We start from the raw sequence: 16,502 nt of genomic DNA on the forward strand, positions 1-16,502 counted from the left end.
CAAATTGCTGGTTTTTAGATGGATTTGCATGTCAGGGCAAGAATCGCGCCCGGACAAGAGGCCCATCGGTTTTCGGGATGGCTGCCATCCATACGCCATATCCATACATTTAGCAATTGATAGCATGTAAAAATACAATTATATGCTAATGTATGTTTCTGTGATGCTGTTCATCCATAAACCAAGGCTATTTTCGAGTGGGCAGGTTTGCCGATGAACCACGTCACGCCGTCTGAAGCGCCCAATCATGAGTTCGAAGCGCAAGGCCCGGTGGGCTCTTGCGGGGCGCGGCCGCTTTGTTGGCGGCCGTGCCCGCGGATGAAGAGGCGACGGAGGGAAGGGGCGCCAGGGTTTTCGACCGTTTGGTCGGCCAATGAGATCTCAAGAGTTTTGAGAGAAGGATTGTTTTGATGTCTCAACGTAATATCCCGGGAATTAAGCGCTACGACGGCCCGGCTGGCGGCTGGGGGGCGTTGCGCGCCACGGCAAAAGCGGTGCGCGAACAGATGGAAGTCACGGAAGCGCCGCAGCTTCTCCTGCAGACGAACAAGCCGAACGGTTTTGATTGCCCCGGTTGTGCGTGGCCGGACAAGGAGCATACATCGACCTTCCAATTCTGTGAGAACGGCGCCAAGGCGGTGACCTGGGAGGCCACCAAGAAGCGGGTGACGCCGGAATTTTTTGCCGCCCATACCGTAACCTCGCTGCTGGAGTGGACGGATTATCAGTTGGAGGGTGAGGGCCGGTTGACTGATCCGGTCGCCTACGACCGCGCCACCGACACGTTCAAACCGATCAGCTGGGACCAGGCTTACGCCCGCATCGGCGAGATCTTGCGCAACCTGCCCGACCCGAACATGGCGGAGTTCTATACCTCCGGCCGCGCGTCCAACGAGGCGGCGTTCCTCTATCAGATCTTCGTCCGGGAATACGGCACGAACAATTTCCCGGACTGCTCGAACATGTGCCACGAGGCCACCAGTGCCGGCCTGCCGAAATCGATCGGCCTGGGCAAAGGCACGGTATCGCTGGACGATTTCGACCATTGCGAACTGATCATCGACATGGGGCATAACCCCGGCACGAACCATCCGCGCATGATGGGCACGCTGCACGAGGTGGCCCGCCGCAAGGTGCCGATCATTGTCCTGAACCCGCTGAAGGAACGCGCGCTGGAGCGCTTCACGGATCCGCAGAACGCTGTGGAAATGGCGCGCTTCGGGTCCACCAACATCGCCTCCTCCTATTACAAGGTGAAGGTCGGCGGCGACGCCGCGGCGCTGAAAGGGATCATGAAAGCGCTGGTGGGGATGGATGAGGCCGCCGGTGGCACGGTGCTGGACCATGAGTTCATCCGCACCCACACCAACGGCATCGAGGCGCTGATCGCCGATCTGAAGGCGACCGAATGGGGCGATATCGAACGCGCCAGCGGCCTGGCCCGTGCGGATATGGAAGCGGTCGCAGCAGCCTATGCGAAATCGAACGCGACGATCCTCGCCTACGGCATGGGCATCACGCAACACGCGCGAGGCACGGGAACCGTTCAGCAGATTGCCAATCTGCTGCTGCTGCGCGGCAATATGGGCAAGCCGGGCGCGGGCATCTGCCCGGTGCGCGGCCATTCCAACGTGCAGGGCGACCGCACGGTCGGCATCTGGGAAAAGCCCAACGATGCGCTGCTGGACGGCATCGAGCAGGCCTTTGGTTTCAAACCGCCGCGGCAGCACGGTCACGACGCTGTGGCCGCGTTCAAGGCCATGACCGAGAGGCGGTCCAAGGCGCTGATCTGCCTGGGCGGCAACCTCGCCGTGGCCATGTCCGACCCGGAAGCGTGCGCGCGAGCCCTGCGGTCGCTGGATCTCAACGTGCAGATCCTCACCAAGCTGAATCGCTCGGCGCTGCTGCTGGCGAAGGAAACCATCATCCTGCCGTGCATTGGACGCACCGAGGATGATGTTCAGGCGACCGGACCGCAGGCGATCACGGTGGAGGATTCCATGTCGATGGTGCATGCCTCGCGTGGCAAATTGGCGCCGATCTCCGCGAATCTGCGGTCCGAACCAACGATCATCGCGAATATTGCGCGCGCGACCCTGCCGAACAGCAAGGTCGACTGGCTGCATCTCATCGCCGATTACGACCGGATCCGCGACAAGATCGAAATCGTGTTCCCGGACTTCAAAGACTATAACCAGCGTGTTCGTCGCCCCGGCGGATTCCGCCTGTCGCTTCCGGCGAATCAGAGAATCTGGAACACGCCGTCCGGCAAGGCCGAGTTCCTCATTTATGAGGGGCTGAACGAGGAGGATGGGGGCGGTCAAGGCGCGCTCCGGCTCACCACGATCCGCAGCCATGACCAGTACAACACGACAATTTACGGCAATAACGACCGCTACCGCGGCGTGTTCGGGCGCCGCGATGTCGTGTTCATGAGCAAGGAAGACCTCGCGGAACGCAAGCTCGAACATGGCGACGTCGTCGATATTGAGACGGCCCTGTCAAACAATGGGAGCAACCGGCTCGAAGGCTTCACGGTGATTGCGTACGACATCGCTCGTGGGTCCGTCGCGGCTTATTATCCGGAAGCGAACTGCCTCGTGCCGCTCTCCTATCATGACGAAAACAGCGGCACGCCTTCGTATAAATCCGTGCCGGTCAGGATCACAAAGCGCGCCGCGTAAGCGGCGCGCCAAAGTTTGCAGTTGCTGAATAATTCTGGTGCTGCCGGAATTTTGGAGTTCTTCTGATGCAGAACACTGGGCTTTCTCTTTTACTGTCGCGGCTGGATTTCGCCTGGATCACGTCCATGCATATCTTATGGCCGCCTTTAACCGTCGGGCTATCCATTCTGCTGTTCATTTCCGAATGGCGTTGGGTTCGTACCAATGATGAGCAATGGTACCGCCTGACCCGCTTCTTCGAGAAATTGTTCATCATCAATTTCGGCGGCGGTGTGGCGACCGGCATCACCATGGAGATGGCGTTCGGCATCCTCTACGGCCCCTTTGCTCAGGCAACCGGACCGTTCTTCGGACAGGTGCTTGCCTATGAGACGATCACGGCTTTCATGTACGAGGCCGGCTTCATCGGGCTGATGGTGTTTGGCTGGGGTAAACTCGGCAAGAAGATGCATCTGTTCGCGACCGCCAACGTTGCCGTCGCCTCGACGCTCTCGGTCTGGTGGATTCTGGTGGCGAATTCCTGGATGCAGACGCCCACCGGCGTGGTGCTGAAAGATGGATTTTTTCACGTCGTGAACTGGGGTGCCGCCATTTTCAACCCAGATGTGATCCTCGCCGTTCCGCATATGGAAGTGGCGGCGATCGAACTCTCCTTATGCTTCGTCGCGGCGATTTCTGCTTGGCAGTTGCTGAAGAATCGCCACGTGGCGCTGTTTCAGCGCGGGCTGAAATGGTCGGTTCTGGCGCTGGTCGTCATCGCGCCGCTGCAGGTCTGGCTGGGTGACGGTCTCGGACGGGTGGTGGCCCAAGACCAGCCGGCGGCGCTGGCGGCGTTGGAAGGCCATTACCACACCCTCAATCCGGACGGCTCGAACAATACCGGCTGGCATGTGGTGGCCTGGCCCAACGCCAAGGGTGACGGCACGGCGTGGGCGATCACCATTCCTCACGTGCTGAGCCTGCTCGAGACCCATAGCTGGAATGGCCAGGTCGAGGGGCTGGATTCCTTTGCGCCGCAGGCGCGGCCGCCAATGCTGGTGCCGTTCTATGCGTTCCGGATCATGGCCGGTATCGGTGCGCTGCTCATGCTGCTCGCCGTCTGGGGCCTCTGGCTCGCCTTGCGTGGGAAGATGACGGTGCAGAACATCGTCAGCCACAAATGGTTCCTGCGCGCCACGGTGCTGTGCGGCTTCTTGCCCTATATCGCGGTGTGGACCGGCTGGTGGACGCGTGAAGTCGGCCGTCAGCCCTGGCTGGTCTACGGCATGATGACGACGGCACAGGGCACCAGCCGCATGAGCGTCGGCGAAGAAATTTTCTGGATGATCGGCTATCTCGGGTTCGAGGTCCTGGTCTGGGCGTGCGCCTGGTACTTCTTTGCCAAAGTCGTCCGCCAGGGGCCGGACATGGAAAGCCCGGTCGTGCATGGTCGCGAGCCGGAGCACGATCACGCGGAGCCGCGGGCAGGTTACACCTATGGCCCGGCGCGTCACGCGGAACCGCGCGCCGCCTTCGCCTACACCAAGGTCAAATAAATCCAACCATCACAGGGCCGGTTGCCTCGCAGCCGGCCCGACACAGGACTGCAATCATGGACGGTTTAACGCAGATACAAAGCATCATCATCTTCGCCTGGTGGATGGCCTTCTCGCTGAGCGTGGTGCTCTATGTCGTGTTGGACGGCGCTGACCTTGGTGCCGGCGTGTTCTCGCTGTTTGTTCGTAACGCGGATGAGCGCGGCGCGATCATGGCGGCGATGGCGGGCACGTGGGACGCTAACGAAACCTGGCTGGTCGTGGCCGGCGGCATTTTGTTCAGTACCTTTCCCTTCGTCTACGGCTCAGCTTTCAGCTATCTCATGGTGCCACTGGCCCTCGCGCTCTGGGGGATGATCCTCCGGATCGTGGCGTTCGAATGTCGGCATGTGGCCAACCCCCGTTGGCACCGGCTCCTGGATCTGGGCTTCGGGGTTTCCAGCCTCGTGGTCGCTTTCTTTGGCGGCATGATGCTCGGCGCCGTGATGAAGGGTTTTCCGCTCACGCATGAGGCCGGCACCGTGCCGACTTATGCAGGTGGCGCGCTGCGCTTCATCTCGCCCTTCAGCATCTGGACCGGCATCGCTTCGGTGATCGCGGTGACACTTGGCGGTACCTTGTTCGTCCGCGCCCGGTTCCACCATGGCGAACCAATTCGCCACCAGGCCGCGCGGTGGAGCCATGCGGTGTTTTACCTTGCGCTATTGGCCGCGGCGATCACGATCGTCTTCAGCGCCACGATTTTCCCGTGGGCACAGCAGAAATGGCTGGGACCGAATTTCTGGGGGTGGATCATTGCGTTGCTTGCCGTGATTGGTGCGGCGGTGAAGATGCGCACTGCCGCCAACCGTGACCAGGATCTGAAAGCGTTGGTCTGGTTCACGGTGGCGCTGGCGATCATGTCCATCTCGTTCATGGCGACCATCTACCCCTGGATGGTGCCCGGCACCTGGACGATTTATTCGGGCGCAAGCCCGTCCGTCACACTCTTCGAGTTCACCCTGGCGATGGGCCCCTTCATCCCGGTGATGTTGACATATAACGCTTACCAGCTCTGGGTTTTCCGCGGGCGCATTACCGCGCTGGCGGCCCATCGCTAAGGCGCGCATGCCAGCACCAGGGGCTTGGCCCCTGGTGCTGTTCCACCGGCGCCTGACGCGCGGCATCGCCGTGCCACTACATAAGGGTGTCAGCGCGGTGGTCATGTCTTCGGACTGTTCGGCCGTACCAAGAACATTCATTTCTTTGTCCAAAGAAAGTCTGACTCCATGATGAAAGATCAAGCCACCAACGCCGCAGAGACCCGTCGGCGTGGCAAAGACCCCCTGCGCATCTTCATGACGCCGGAGGAGCGGATGAAGCGCGTTCACCGAAAGCCTTTTGCCGTTTTGATGAGTCAGGAAGAGCGCGCGAAGATCGAAAGCAATGCGGCTGCCAAGGGCCTGTCCGCATCGGCCTATCTGCGCACACTCGGGCTCGGCTATGAGCCGCGGCCAATCCTCGATGCGGAGCAAGTCAACGGCCTGTTGAAGGTTAGCGGCGACCTCCTGCGCCTAAGCGAGTTGTTGAAATTCTGGCTGGACGAGCAGCCGGGCCGCGGGGTGTCCGTCATCGATGTGCAGCAGCTCTTCCTACAGATCATGGAGACGCGTGCGCAGATCGCTGACAAGGCGATGGAAATGCAGACTTAGACAACAGAAATTTTTCGCAAGCCATCCAGCTCGTCGACCGTTGCTGTCTCCATGACACCTCATTCCATAAAATTGTATGGTCAAATTTCCGGAATATGTATGCATACACAATCTTGATTTTACTCGGTATAAACCATATATCATTTACGCATTGTCTTTGTTATAGCCATACTTTTGTCGCCCCGCGGCTGCGCGAGCAGGCTGACGCCTAAAGGAGGCGTGAAGAACCCCGTGAGGGAAACTGATTTCGGAACCAAGCGGCCGACATTGCCCGCAACGGTGGCGTCGACGACAGGCGGCCAACCCGTCCGGCGCGGTGGTGATTGAGGCATCAGCCGACGCCCCCTGCGGGCGCGTTCAAGCCAGGATCAGGCGATCCTGTGATCGTATACGATGGAGTAACAAGTGGATTTCACGACCAAGTTTCAGACTCTCATCTCCGACATGAAGCTGGACGGTCGCTATCGCACGTTCATCGAATTGGAACGTCTGGCGGGCGCATTTCCCTCAGCTCTCTGGCATCGCCCTGACGGCACGACACAGCGTATCACGGTTTGGTGCAGCAACGACTATCTTGGGATGGGGCAGCACCCTGAGGTTCTGGCGGCCATGCATAAGGCGATTGACCTTTCCGGCTCCGGCACCGGCGGAACGCGCAACATCTCCGGCACAAATCGGCAGCACGTGGCCCTTGAGACGGAACTTGCCGATCTGCACGGGAAGGAAGCGGCGCTGATCTTCACGTCGGGCTGGATTTCTAACCTCGCGGCACTTGGCACGTTGGGGCGGCTCATGCCGGACTGCGCCATCTTTTCTGACGCGCTGAATCACAATTCGATGATCGAAGGCATGCGCCGCTCGGGCGCGGAGCGGTTTATCTTCCGGCATAACGATGTCGCGCATCTGGACGAGCTGATGAGCCAGATCGATCCCCAGCGGCCAAAGATCGTCGCGTTCGAGAGCGTCTACAGCATGGATGGCGATATCGCGCCCATTGCCGCCATCTGCGACGTCGCCGAAAAGCATGGCGCCATCACCTATCTCGACGAAGTCCACGCGGTCGGTCTGTATGGCGCGGGCGGGGGAGGCATCGCCGAGCGCGACGGCGTTGCGCATCGTCTCACGCTCATCCAGGGCACGCTTGCCAAGGCGTTTGGCGTGATCGGCGGCTATGTCGCCGGCCCGGCGCTCCTGATCGACGTGATCCGCAGCCTCTCTGACAGCTTCATTTTCACGACATCGCTGTGCCCGCATTTGGCCGCAGGAGCGCTCGCGGCGATTCAGCATGTCAGGGTTAACCCCGAAGAGCGCGCGCAGCACGCTGAAAATGCGCGGAAGTTGAAGGCGATGCTCATGAGTGCCGGCCTGCCGGTGCTCGATGCGCCAAGCCATATTCTTCCGGTGATCGTGGGTGATGCGCATCGGTGCCGCAGACTGAGCGAGCTGCTGCTCACTGAGCACGACATTTATGTCCAGCCGATCAATTACCCGACCGTTGCGCGCGGCCAGGAGCGGCTCCGCATTACGCCGACACCGTTCCACAGCGAGCAGCATATGCGGGCTCTGGTCGACGCGTTGCTGACCGTGGGGCGGAAGATCGGCTGGGGCCCCATGAGCCGAGCCTCCTAGGACTCAGCCTATAGAGGAATGATGATGAGCCGACTTCCCCTGCGAACGATTGATGATGCCGCGCAGGCCGCAAGGCCGCTCCTTGAGGCGGCCGAGAAACGCAATGGCTTTTTGCCGAATTTGCTGCGCGTGCTTGCCAACGCGCCGGTCGCGCTGGAAACCTATCTGACCGTCTCGGGGATCAATGCGCGCGCGTCGCTGTCCCTTGCCGAACGTGAGGCAGTGCAGATCACCGCCGCCGCCACCCATGGCTGCGGCTTCTGCGTCGCCGGCCATTCGGCCATTGCCTACAAACAGGCGGGACTGGATGAGGCGACGGTCGAAGCGCTGCGCCATCTCGGCCATGTGCCGGATGCGCGGCTGGAGGCTGTCGCGCGCTTCACCAAGGCGGTGATTGCCACGCGTGGTCAGGTCAACGAGGCCGAACTAGCGGCGTTCAAGGCCACCGGTCTCGGCGATCAGGCCGCGCTCGAGGTGGTGCTCGGCGTCAGCCTTGCGACCCTGTGCAATTTCGCCAACAATCTTGCCGGTCCGCCACTCAATGCGCAGTTGGAACCCTATCGTTGGGATGGCGTGAGCGCGGTTGCGGCTGAATGAGCGTGATGGCGATCCCGGGCACGGCCGCGCTCTTTGCCTGGCTGGAAGCGCACGCCGTCAACCTCGACAGCGAGGCCGATTTGGCCGCGGAGCTCTTGCCGCGCCTCGCCGCCGCCAGCCTGCCGGGCGTTGGGGTGGCGGAAGCACTGGGCGGCGTCGGCGGTGACGTAACAGATGGGGTCAAGGCGATCGCCGCGGTTTCCGAACGCTCGCTGGCCGCCGGTTTCGTGCTCTGGGGCCATCGCACTTACATCGAATATCTGCTCCAGAGCCCGAATGCGGCGTTGCGCGAGCGGTTGCTGCCGGATCTGTTGGCGGGCCGCATGGCCGGCGCTACCGGCCTCTCCAATGCGATGAAATTCCTGTCCGGTCTTGCTGAACTGCAAGTCTGCGCCCGCACGCAAGGCGATCGCCTCACGCTCGATGGCAAGCTGCCCTGGGTGACCAATCTGCGCCCGCAAGGCTTTCATGTTGCCGTAGCGGCGGCCCGCGAGAATGGAGAAGGGGCGCTCGTCGTCTCGCTGTCACATGAGGATCCCGGTCTTCTTCGTTCGGCGGATCTCGACCTTATGGCGTTGCGTGCGAGCAATACGGCTGCCGTCGCCCTGTCTGATGCCAAGATCGGCGCGGAGCGGATCATCCACCCTGATGCCGGCGCATGGCTGCCGATGGTGCGGCCGGCATTTCTCGGTCTGCAGTGCGGCATGGCAATTGGCCTGGTGCGGCGCGCGCTCGCCGAAGCCCGGCTATGCCTTGGGACAAAGCGCGAGCGCAATGCCCTGGCGGCACCGCTTGGCGCGCTCGGGGCCATGTTGGCGGAGCAGGAAGGCGCGCTTCTGGATGGCTTGCGAACAGGCGCGTTTGAGGGCAGGCCTTCGGCGCTGTTTCGGATACGCATCGCACTTGCCGACATTCTCGGGCATGCCGTGGGGCTGGAGCTTCAGGCGACAGGAGGCCGGGCCTATCTGCGATCTCACGGCGCTGACTTCAGCCGCCGCTGGCGCGAAGCGGCCTTCATACCGATCGTGACACCGAGCGTGCTGCAGCTGAAAGAAGTACTCGCCGCCGAGCAACCGGCCTGACGGTCGCGGGCCGCTTCACGTAGCGGCGATGTCGCCCCGTTGCGCGGATCGGATTGGTTCTTGCACCGGAGCCTGAGCATTCATGCCGGCACCCGCTGATCGCCGGTAGCGGGGCGCTTGTTCAGCATCGTCTTCGCGCCGCCAGTCGGATCGTCGCGCGCCTTGTCAGGTGTTATCAGCATGACAGGGCGCGCCTCAGCGTCAGCGGCTGCGCGAGCGCGCGGGCAATTCAGATCGAAAGAGGGTGAACGCCAACAGGCCTAGAAGCAACTCCATGCCTGCGAACACCAAAAATGCCGGACCAAATCCGAAGCCAAGCAGAGCCCCGAAGCCGATACTGCCCAGTCCGAAGCCGACGAAGAGCGTGAAAACGTTCAGACCCATTGCCTGGCCGGCGCGCTTCCCGCCGAGGGAGGTGATAATTCCGCCAAATAGCGGCTGTGTCATGTCATAGCCGAGCGACAAGACGATCGCGACGACGGGCGCGAGGGCGGCAGGCGGGTCCAGGGCCAGTGCGGTTGCCGCACCGCTTCCAAGCAGAAGACCAAGGGGGATCAGGCGCGCGCGCCCCCAGCGGTCGGCCACGCGGCCAATGAACGGGCCGAGAAGGAAGCCAGGCACGCCATAGCCCAGAAGCGCTACCCCCACCGCTGCAGGACCAAGCCCGTGCTTGCGCTCAAGGAAAAAACCCAGCCACGTGAAAACACCGGAATGGAACATCGAGTTCACGAGTACATACGCATAGGTTCGGATGCCGCGAAAATTGCGCAAAAGCTCCTTGTAGCCCGATGCCACATCGCGCAGCGAACTGGGCATCGGCGGCACGGCCGCGGCGATAAAGCGGCAGCGCAGATACAAAAGCGGCACAAGGGCGAATGCCCCTGCGGCGACCGCCACGAACAGCCCGCGCCAACCGATCCACGGCGCTAACATAGCGCCAAGTGGCGACCCGAATGCCATGCCGCCAGCCATGGCACCGAACAACCAACCCAGCGCTCGGCCCCGCTGTTCATAGGGATATAACCTGCCCACAATCGCCAATGCCAGCGGGACAACCCCACTCGCCCCGATTCCCGTCGCGATCCGGAACAGCATGAGCTGCTCGACATCCCGGGCCGTAACGGTCAGGAGTGTGAGGACAGAAAACGCCACCAACGATGCCAACATCACGCGATGTATGCCGATCCGGTCGGCAATGAGCCCGTAGACCAAGGTTGAGATGCCGTAAGGGATTAAATACGCGGGAACGACCAGCCCGGTGACCTGCTCTGGTGACCGCAACGCGTTGGCAAGCAGGGGGATGATGGGAGCCATCATATAGCCCTGAAAAAAGATAATGAATGTTGCGAGCGCGAGGACGCGAAGCAGGCGCTCTCGCTGACGCACGATGCCGGCGTCGGGCGCGGATTGAATCATTCCGGTCATGACCGGCGGTCCTCTTCATGTGAAGGAAGGCTAAAGTCGCCATCAAGAGCAAGCCGGAGGGCCGACCGAACCTGTGCGTGGTGGACCGGACTGAGGGGGGTCAGGGGCGGGCGGTAGATGGGCAGGGCCATATCCAATTGCGCGAGCGCCCATTTGACCGGAATGGGATTCGACTCGACGAACATGGCGCTGTGGAGCGGCGCGATCCGCAGACTGATGTCCCGGACTGTCTTGGCATCGCCGGCACGAGCGGCCGCGCAAAGCCTGGCCATGGTTGCTGGAATGACATTCGCCGTGACGGAGATGTTGCCGCAGGCCCCCAGCAGCATGAGGGAAGCAGCCGTCGGATCATCACCGCTGTAGAGCGCGAACCCTTCTGGCAGTGACCGCATCAGCGAGATGCCACGCGCAATGTCGCCCGTGGCGTCCTTCAGGCCGACCACATTGGGTATTTGCGCCAGGCGCAGGACCGTCTCGTTGGCGAGGTCCACAATCGTCCGTCCGGGCACATTGTAAAGGATGAGGGGAATGTCGACGGCCTCAGCGATGGCCTTGAAATGGACGAAGAGCCCCTCTTGCGTCGGCTTGTTGTAGTAGGGGACAACGGATAGGGCGGCGATGGCCCCGGCCTTCTGTGCGAACCGCGCCAATTCGATCGCTTCGCTGGTGGAATTTGCGCCGGCGCCGGCTATGATCGGCATTTTACCGTGAGCATGCTCGACGGCTACGCTGATGAGCTCGCGGTGCTCGTCCATGGAAACGGTGGCGGCCTCGCCAGTCGAACCCATCACGACAATGGCGCTGGTGCCGGATGCTGCATGCCAGTCGATGAGCTTTCGATAGCACGCCCAGTCGATGTGACCATCTTCGCGCATGGGGGTGATGAGTGCGGGAATGCTGCCCGTGGGAAGCAACTTTCCGGGGGCATCCGTGTGATCTTTGGTCTGTGTCATTGGAGATATCCAAGCGATGTTTCGGGAGGAGCAGAAGATCTATGGCGCGTTATCGTTAGCCGGTCGTGAAGTTCGCCGCTGGGCAGCGCAGGTAATGCAACGCCGTCGTTTGCGTGGGGCTGGAGAGGGCCGCCCGAGCCGGGATACTGCCCGGTTTTGGGGCCAGCCACAGAACGAGATTGCCGCTTCTTCTATAATGTATGGCATTTCTTTGTAGCGCCCATACAATCGTCGCCACAGCCCCAATCGGCGTTTCCAGCTACGCCAGGAATGCTGCTTTTGATCACGCCGACACCGCGGTCGGCCGATCTTCACGGTTCGCTCTAGATTCATTCTGAAGTATACTGTATGCGTTATAGCCATACTTATTTTGCTGTCACGTCTTTGTCCAGCGGGCGAGGCCGATCAGGGTACGAAAATGTATGAAGGTGCTCTCCCGAAGCGCGCCGTCATCAATACCTTCGGGCTTTCATTGTCCCGCGGTTAACTGCGCTGGTGTTATTACGACCTCAGATAGGAGATACGCGCGTGTCTAACGCGATTTTCAATGATGGCGAGGACCATCTCTTTCCCTGCTTCTCGCGCGCCGATATCAGCTTCACGCGCGGCGAAGGGGCGTGGCTATTTGGTGCCGACGGTCGGCGCTATCTTGACTTTGCCACCGGCATTGCGGTCACGGGGCTGGGACATTCCCACCCGGAACTGATGAACATATTGGCGAGCCAAGCGCAGATGCTCTGGCATGTATCGAATGCGGTACGCATCCCCCAACAAGAAGAACTCGCCCGGCTACTGTGCGAGAAGACCTTTGCTGACCGTGTGTTCTTCAACAATTCCGGAGCGGAGGCGATCGAGACGGCGATTAAAACGGCCCGTCGGTACCATTTCGTCGCGGGGGCAACCGAGCGCTATCGGATCGTGACGTTCGAGGGTGGATTCCATGGGCGCACCTTAGCCACCATCGCGGCAGGCGGCCGCAAAAAATATCTCGAAGGCTTCGGGCCGCCGATGGCTGGCTTCGACATTGTGCCGTTCGGCGACCTCAACGCGCTTGCTGCGGCTTGCACCGCCGAAACGGCGGCAGTGCTGCTTGAACCCATTCAAGGAGAAAGCGGTGTTCGCATGATGAGCATAGACGAACTCAAAGCGGTTCGTCATATCTGCGACCGCCAGGGCGTTCTTCTGATTCTCGATGAAGTCCAGACAGGGGTTGGCCGAACCGGCAGACTCTTCGCATACCAGGGCGCCGGGGCAGCGCCTGATATCCTTGCGGCTGCCAAGGGGTTGGGAAACGGCATTCCGGTTGCCGCGTGTCTTGCGACCGAGAAGGCGGCGGCCGGCATGACGCAGGGGACTCATGGCAGCACCTTTGGGGGGAATCCCCTCTCGATGGCAGTCGCGCAAAAGGTGATCGAGGTCATTTCGGACGAGCACTTTTTGGGCGAAGTTCGGCGCAAAAGCGATCTTCTGCGGACAGGCCTTGAGGCGCTCGTTGCGGATTATCCCGGCGCCTTTACAGAGGTCCGCGGCGATGGGCTTTTACTCGGCGTGAAGTGCGCGTCTGCGGTGGAGACGGCGGTCAGCGCCGCGCTGGGGCATGGATTGCTCACGGTCGCCGCGGGAGACAACGTGCTTCGAATTCTACCTCCTCTCATTGTATCGGATGAAGACATCGCATTTGGCTTGGAAAGGCTCCGTCGGATCGCGCAGGCTCTGTTGTCAACAATACCGGGCCATGGGGCATCGAGTTACGTCCGGACTTTCCTGTTTTAGCCATACATGGTACAAGAGTTGTATGCCAATAATGCATGTTATAAAGAGGGCCGTATATGTGGCAGCCTAGGCTGGTCGAGGGCGCTCGCATGAAATATCTCGGCATTGTCGAAGCGCTCGAGACGGACGTCAGGTCAGGGCGCGTGGCTCGCGGCGAGCGCTTGCCGCCGCAACGGGTTATTGCGGAGGCGCTCGATGTCGACCTGACGACCGTGACGCGGGCTTTCAACGAGGCGCGTCGACGCGGCCTCGTGGAAGCCCAAGCGGGGCGCGGTACATTCATCAGCGAGAAGCTCGATGGAAGCGGGCCGACCGAGCCGACTTGGCCGCGGATCGATCTCAGCATGAACATTCCGCCGCAGCCGGCGGGGATGGATCTTCGAAAGATGATTCCACAGGGGATTGCCGGGATCCTTGGCAACCCGCGGGGGCAGGCGAGCCTTCATTACCAGGAGAGCAACGGCGCGGAGCCTGACCGGCATGCTGCGGCCGGTTGGCTGGCGCCGCGGATCGAGGGCCTTTCTGCCGATCGCATCGTTGTGACGGCGGGCGCCCAGAGCGCGCTCTTCGCCGTCTGCGAGCTCTTGCTCGATCGCGGGGATGTCATCGCTGCGGGGGCCATGACCTATCCCGGGCTTAAAGCCGTTGCCATGCACAAAGGCCTCGTTCTCGAGCCCCTGGCAATGGATGAGCATGGCATCGTTCCCGATGCTTTCGAAAGGGCGTGTCGAGAGAAGGCGCCTAAGGCCCTGTACCTGATACCCACGATCGACAACCCGACGACAGCGACCTTACCGGAGAATCGTCGCCGTGCTCTGGCGTTGCTTGCCCAAAAGCATGATGTCGCCATCATCGAGGACGACCCCTATGCGCCGCTGCGGCCAGAGCGGATTACGACGATCGCAGAATTGGCGCGAGACGCCACGTGGCACATTGCGACCCTCTCCAAATGCGCAACGCCCGCTTTGCGCGTTGCGTATGTGGTCGCGCCCAGCGCCGGCAAAGCAATACGGCTGGGGGCGCTGCTGCGCGCGACGATTCTGATGGCGCCGCCACTTATGTCGGCGCTTGCCACTCGCTGGATCACTGACGGCACCATGGCGGAGGTCGCGAAAGCCATTAGTCTTGAGAATGGCATGCGGCAAAAACTCGCCGCCTCGATCCTGGGTAAGGTTGCCGTTTCGGCCGATCCCAATGGCCATCACCTTTGGGTACGTTTACCGGAACATTGGCGTGCCACGGACTTCGCGGAGCATGCCGATCGGATTGGCGTGTCGATTGTTCCGAGCGCGGCTTTTGCGGTGACACCCCATCCGATCGAAGCCGTCAGGATATCGATCGGCGTGGCGCCTGATCTGGGCGCTCTAGAGGATGGCCTTTCGCAGCTCGCCAACCTTATTCTCCAACCATCGCTCGGTACGAAAGCTGTCGTGTAGCTCTCAGCCTTAATGAAGACTGAAATGCGCGCGCACCTGCGCTGACGAGTGCGACCCGTTGTTCGCGCTCTAAAAGAATACCGGCGGTCAAATCGGGTGCGCTTTGATCGAGAGAAGAAACAAGGCTCGGTTCCGCAGGGCGTAACGCCCTTTCGCAGCGCTGAAGAAGATGAAGGGCAGGGGCCGTCCGTGCCATCGCTGAACCGTCGCGGCGCGATGACGACGGTGAATAAGCCGATGAACGACGGACAACACGGACTCGCAAAAGATCTCATGGCCAAACTGATGCGCCGTCCAGTCCCGCGGTTTCTGGCAGGCCGCAGATCAGGTTCGCATTCTGCACCGCCTGACCGGCCGCTCCCTTGCCGAGATTGTCGACCACGCCCATCGCGATCACCAAGCTGCGCTCTGGATCGGCCGCATAACTGACGAACGCGAGGTTCGAGCCGGTGGCCCATTTGGTCTGCGGCGGCTTGTCGGTCACGCGGACGAATGCCCGCCCGGCGTAAAAGCGCCGGGCCGCGTCCAAACACTGGCCCGTGGTGGCGCGGCCGCGGCAGTAAATGGTGGCGAGTAAGCCGCGAGTCATCGGCACCAAGTGTGGTGTGAACACCAGCCCGGCAGCGCTGCCACCACTCAGCCGCTCGATCGTCTTGGCAATCTCGGGCATGTGGGCGTGCTTGAGCAGACCGTAGGGCTGCAAGTTCTCGTTGCTCTCGGCGTAGCCGAACTTGCTGTCGGCGCCGCCCCGGCCGGCACCGGAGATGCCGGTCTTGACGTCGATCACGATGTTGCCGGGCTCGATCAGCTTGTCGACCAGCAGCGGCGCCAGCGCGGTCAGCGTCGCCGCGGGGTAGCAGCCGGGATTGGCAACGCGGATCTGACCCTCGATCTCGGCTGGCCAGACGTCGGCCAGACCGTACGCCCAACCCTCGACGTAGCGGTGGTCGCCGCCAATGTCGACGATCTTCACGTCCCTGGAGACGCGCGCCAGCGCCTCGGCCGAGGCGCCCGTGGGCAGCGACGCGAACAGCACGTCGAGCTTCGGCAGGGTCACAGGGTCCCACTTCTCGATCACCAGATCGGCCAGCTTGGCCGGCACGCCGGGGAAGCGGTCCACCAACCGGCTGCCGGCGCTGCCCTCGCCCGCGGCGTAGATCAGCTCGAATGACGGGTGGCTCGCGACCAGACGCATCGCCTCGCCGCCGCCAAAACCGCTGATCCCGACAATGCCGGCGCGAATGCTCATGGTGATGTCCTACTGCTCTAGTCGCCTACGCCGCGACCGCGAGCCCCGTCGTCTCGTCGACGCCGGTCTTGAGATTGATCACCTGGACGGCGGCGCCCGAGGCGCCCTTGCCGAGGTTGTCGAGCGAGGCCACCACCAGGATGTTCTCCTCAGCGTCGTTGCCGTAGACGGCGAGCTCCATCGAGTTGGTGTCGATCAGCCGGTCGGCCCGCAGGAAGCGGTCGCGCTCCAGCCACTTGCGGTCGGCGAGCGGCCGCACGGTGACGAAGGTCTCGCCCTCGTAGTGGTCGGCCAGCACCTTGTGCACGTCGGCAGCCTTGACGTGCTTCGTCACGATGTCGCGCGTGACCGGTACCATGACCAGCATGCCCTGGGCATAGTGGCCGACCGACGGCACGAACAGCGGCGCGTGCTTGAGGTGCGAGTACTTCTTCATCTCCGGCACGTG

12 protein-coding genes and 1 pseudogene are annotated in these 16,502 nt (G+C 61.8%); 9 read left to right on the top strand and 4 right to left on the bottom strand.

Annotated features, from left to right (window positions below; translation table 11 throughout):
- The first annotated feature begins 410 nt into the window (after positions 1-410).
- The 7 genes from VNC39_RS07890 (at position 411) to VNC39_RS07920 (ending at position 9,218) form a co-directional block, all read left to right on the top strand.
- A complete protein-coding gene (locus tag VNC39_RS07890) occupies positions 411-2,684 on the top strand; it encodes an FdhF/YdeP family oxidoreductase (RefSeq protein ID WP_325397897.1) in 2,274 nt (757 codons plus the stop codon).
- A gap of 65 nt (positions 2,685-2,749) precedes the next feature.
- Positions 2,750-4,219, top strand: a complete 1,470-nt coding sequence (locus VNC39_RS07895; RefSeq protein WP_325397899.1) for a cytochrome ubiquinol oxidase subunit I — start codon at positions 2,750-2,752, stop codon at positions 4,217-4,219.
- Positions 4,220-4,275: 56 nt separating this feature from the next.
- A complete protein-coding gene (locus VNC39_RS07900) occupies positions 4,276-5,319 on the top strand; it encodes a cytochrome d ubiquinol oxidase subunit II (RefSeq protein WP_325397901.1) in 1,044 nt (347 codons plus the stop codon).
- A 168-nt stretch (positions 5,320-5,487) separates the two neighbouring features.
- The gene (locus tag VNC39_RS07905) at positions 5,488-5,910 is read left to right on the top strand and encodes a plasmid mobilization protein (protein WP_325397903.1); all 423 of its coding nucleotides are present in this window, start codon (positions 5,488-5,490) and stop codon (positions 5,908-5,910) included.
- Positions 5,911-6,315: 405 nt separating this feature from the next.
- The gene (gene hemA, locus VNC39_RS07910) at positions 6,316-7,539 is read left to right on the top strand and encodes a 5-aminolevulinate synthase (RefSeq protein WP_325397905.1); all 1,224 of its coding nucleotides are present in this window, start codon (positions 6,316-6,318) and stop codon (positions 7,537-7,539) included.
- Between the two features lie 24 nt (positions 7,540-7,563).
- Positions 7,564-8,136 (top strand): carboxymuconolactone decarboxylase family protein, encoded by a 573-nt coding sequence (locus VNC39_RS07915; RefSeq protein ID WP_325397907.1) that lies wholly within the window; start codon positions 7,564-7,566, stop codon positions 8,134-8,136.
- Positions 8,133-9,218, top strand: coding sequence for an acyl-CoA dehydrogenase family protein (locus VNC39_RS07920; RefSeq protein WP_325397909.1), 1,086 nt, complete (start codon positions 8,133-8,135; stop codon positions 9,216-9,218). Before VNC39_RS07915 ends, VNC39_RS07920 begins: the two co-directional genes overlap by 4 nt.
- Positions 9,219-9,419: 201 nt before the next feature.
- On the opposite strand, the gene VNC39_RS07925 is transcribed toward VNC39_RS07920, so the two are convergent.
- Together VNC39_RS07925 and dapA are read right to left on the bottom strand one after the other, a co-directional pair.
- Complete coding sequence (locus VNC39_RS07925) at positions 9,420-10,643, bottom strand: MFS transporter (RefSeq protein ID WP_325397911.1); 1,224 nt, start codon at positions 10,641-10,643, stop codon at positions 9,420-9,422.
- The gene (gene dapA / locus VNC39_RS07930; protein ID WP_325397913.1) at positions 10,640-11,596 is read right to left on the bottom strand and encodes a 4-hydroxy-tetrahydrodipicolinate synthase; all 957 of its coding nucleotides are present in this window, start codon (positions 11,594-11,596) and stop codon (positions 10,640-10,642) included. The genes VNC39_RS07925 and dapA overlap by 4 nt, the downstream gene beginning before the upstream one ends.
- A 528-nt stretch (positions 11,597-12,124) precedes the next feature.
- Here dapA and VNC39_RS07935 point away from each other — a divergent pair.
- Both VNC39_RS07935 and VNC39_RS07940 read left to right on the top strand, forming a co-directional pair.
- Entirely contained in the window at positions 12,125-13,369 is a 1,245-nt protein-coding gene (locus VNC39_RS07935; RefSeq protein ID WP_325397915.1) for an aspartate aminotransferase family protein, read from the top strand.
- 89 nt (positions 13,370-13,458) lie between these two features.
- On the top strand, positions 13,459-14,805 hold the full coding sequence (locus VNC39_RS07940) for a PLP-dependent aminotransferase family protein (protein ID WP_325397917.1): 1,347 nt from the start codon (positions 13,459-13,461) through the stop codon (positions 14,803-14,805).
- A 271-nt stretch (positions 14,806-15,076) separates the two neighbouring features.
- Here VNC39_RS07940 and argC read toward each other — a convergent pair whose 3' ends face one another.
- Positions 15,077-16,054, bottom strand: coding sequence for an N-acetyl-gamma-glutamyl-phosphate reductase (argC, locus tag VNC39_RS07945; RefSeq protein WP_325397919.1), 978 nt, complete (start codon positions 16,052-16,054; stop codon positions 15,077-15,079).
- Between the two features lie 25 nt (positions 16,055-16,079).
- A pseudogene (locus VNC39_RS07950) lies at positions 16,080-16,502 on the bottom strand (N-acetyl-gamma-glutamyl-phosphate reductase); the annotation flags it as partial.

The sequence above is a fragment of the Acidocella sp. genome (assembly GCF_035535915.1).
Lineage (GTDB): Bacteria > Pseudomonadota > Alphaproteobacteria > Acetobacterales > Acetobacteraceae > Acidocella.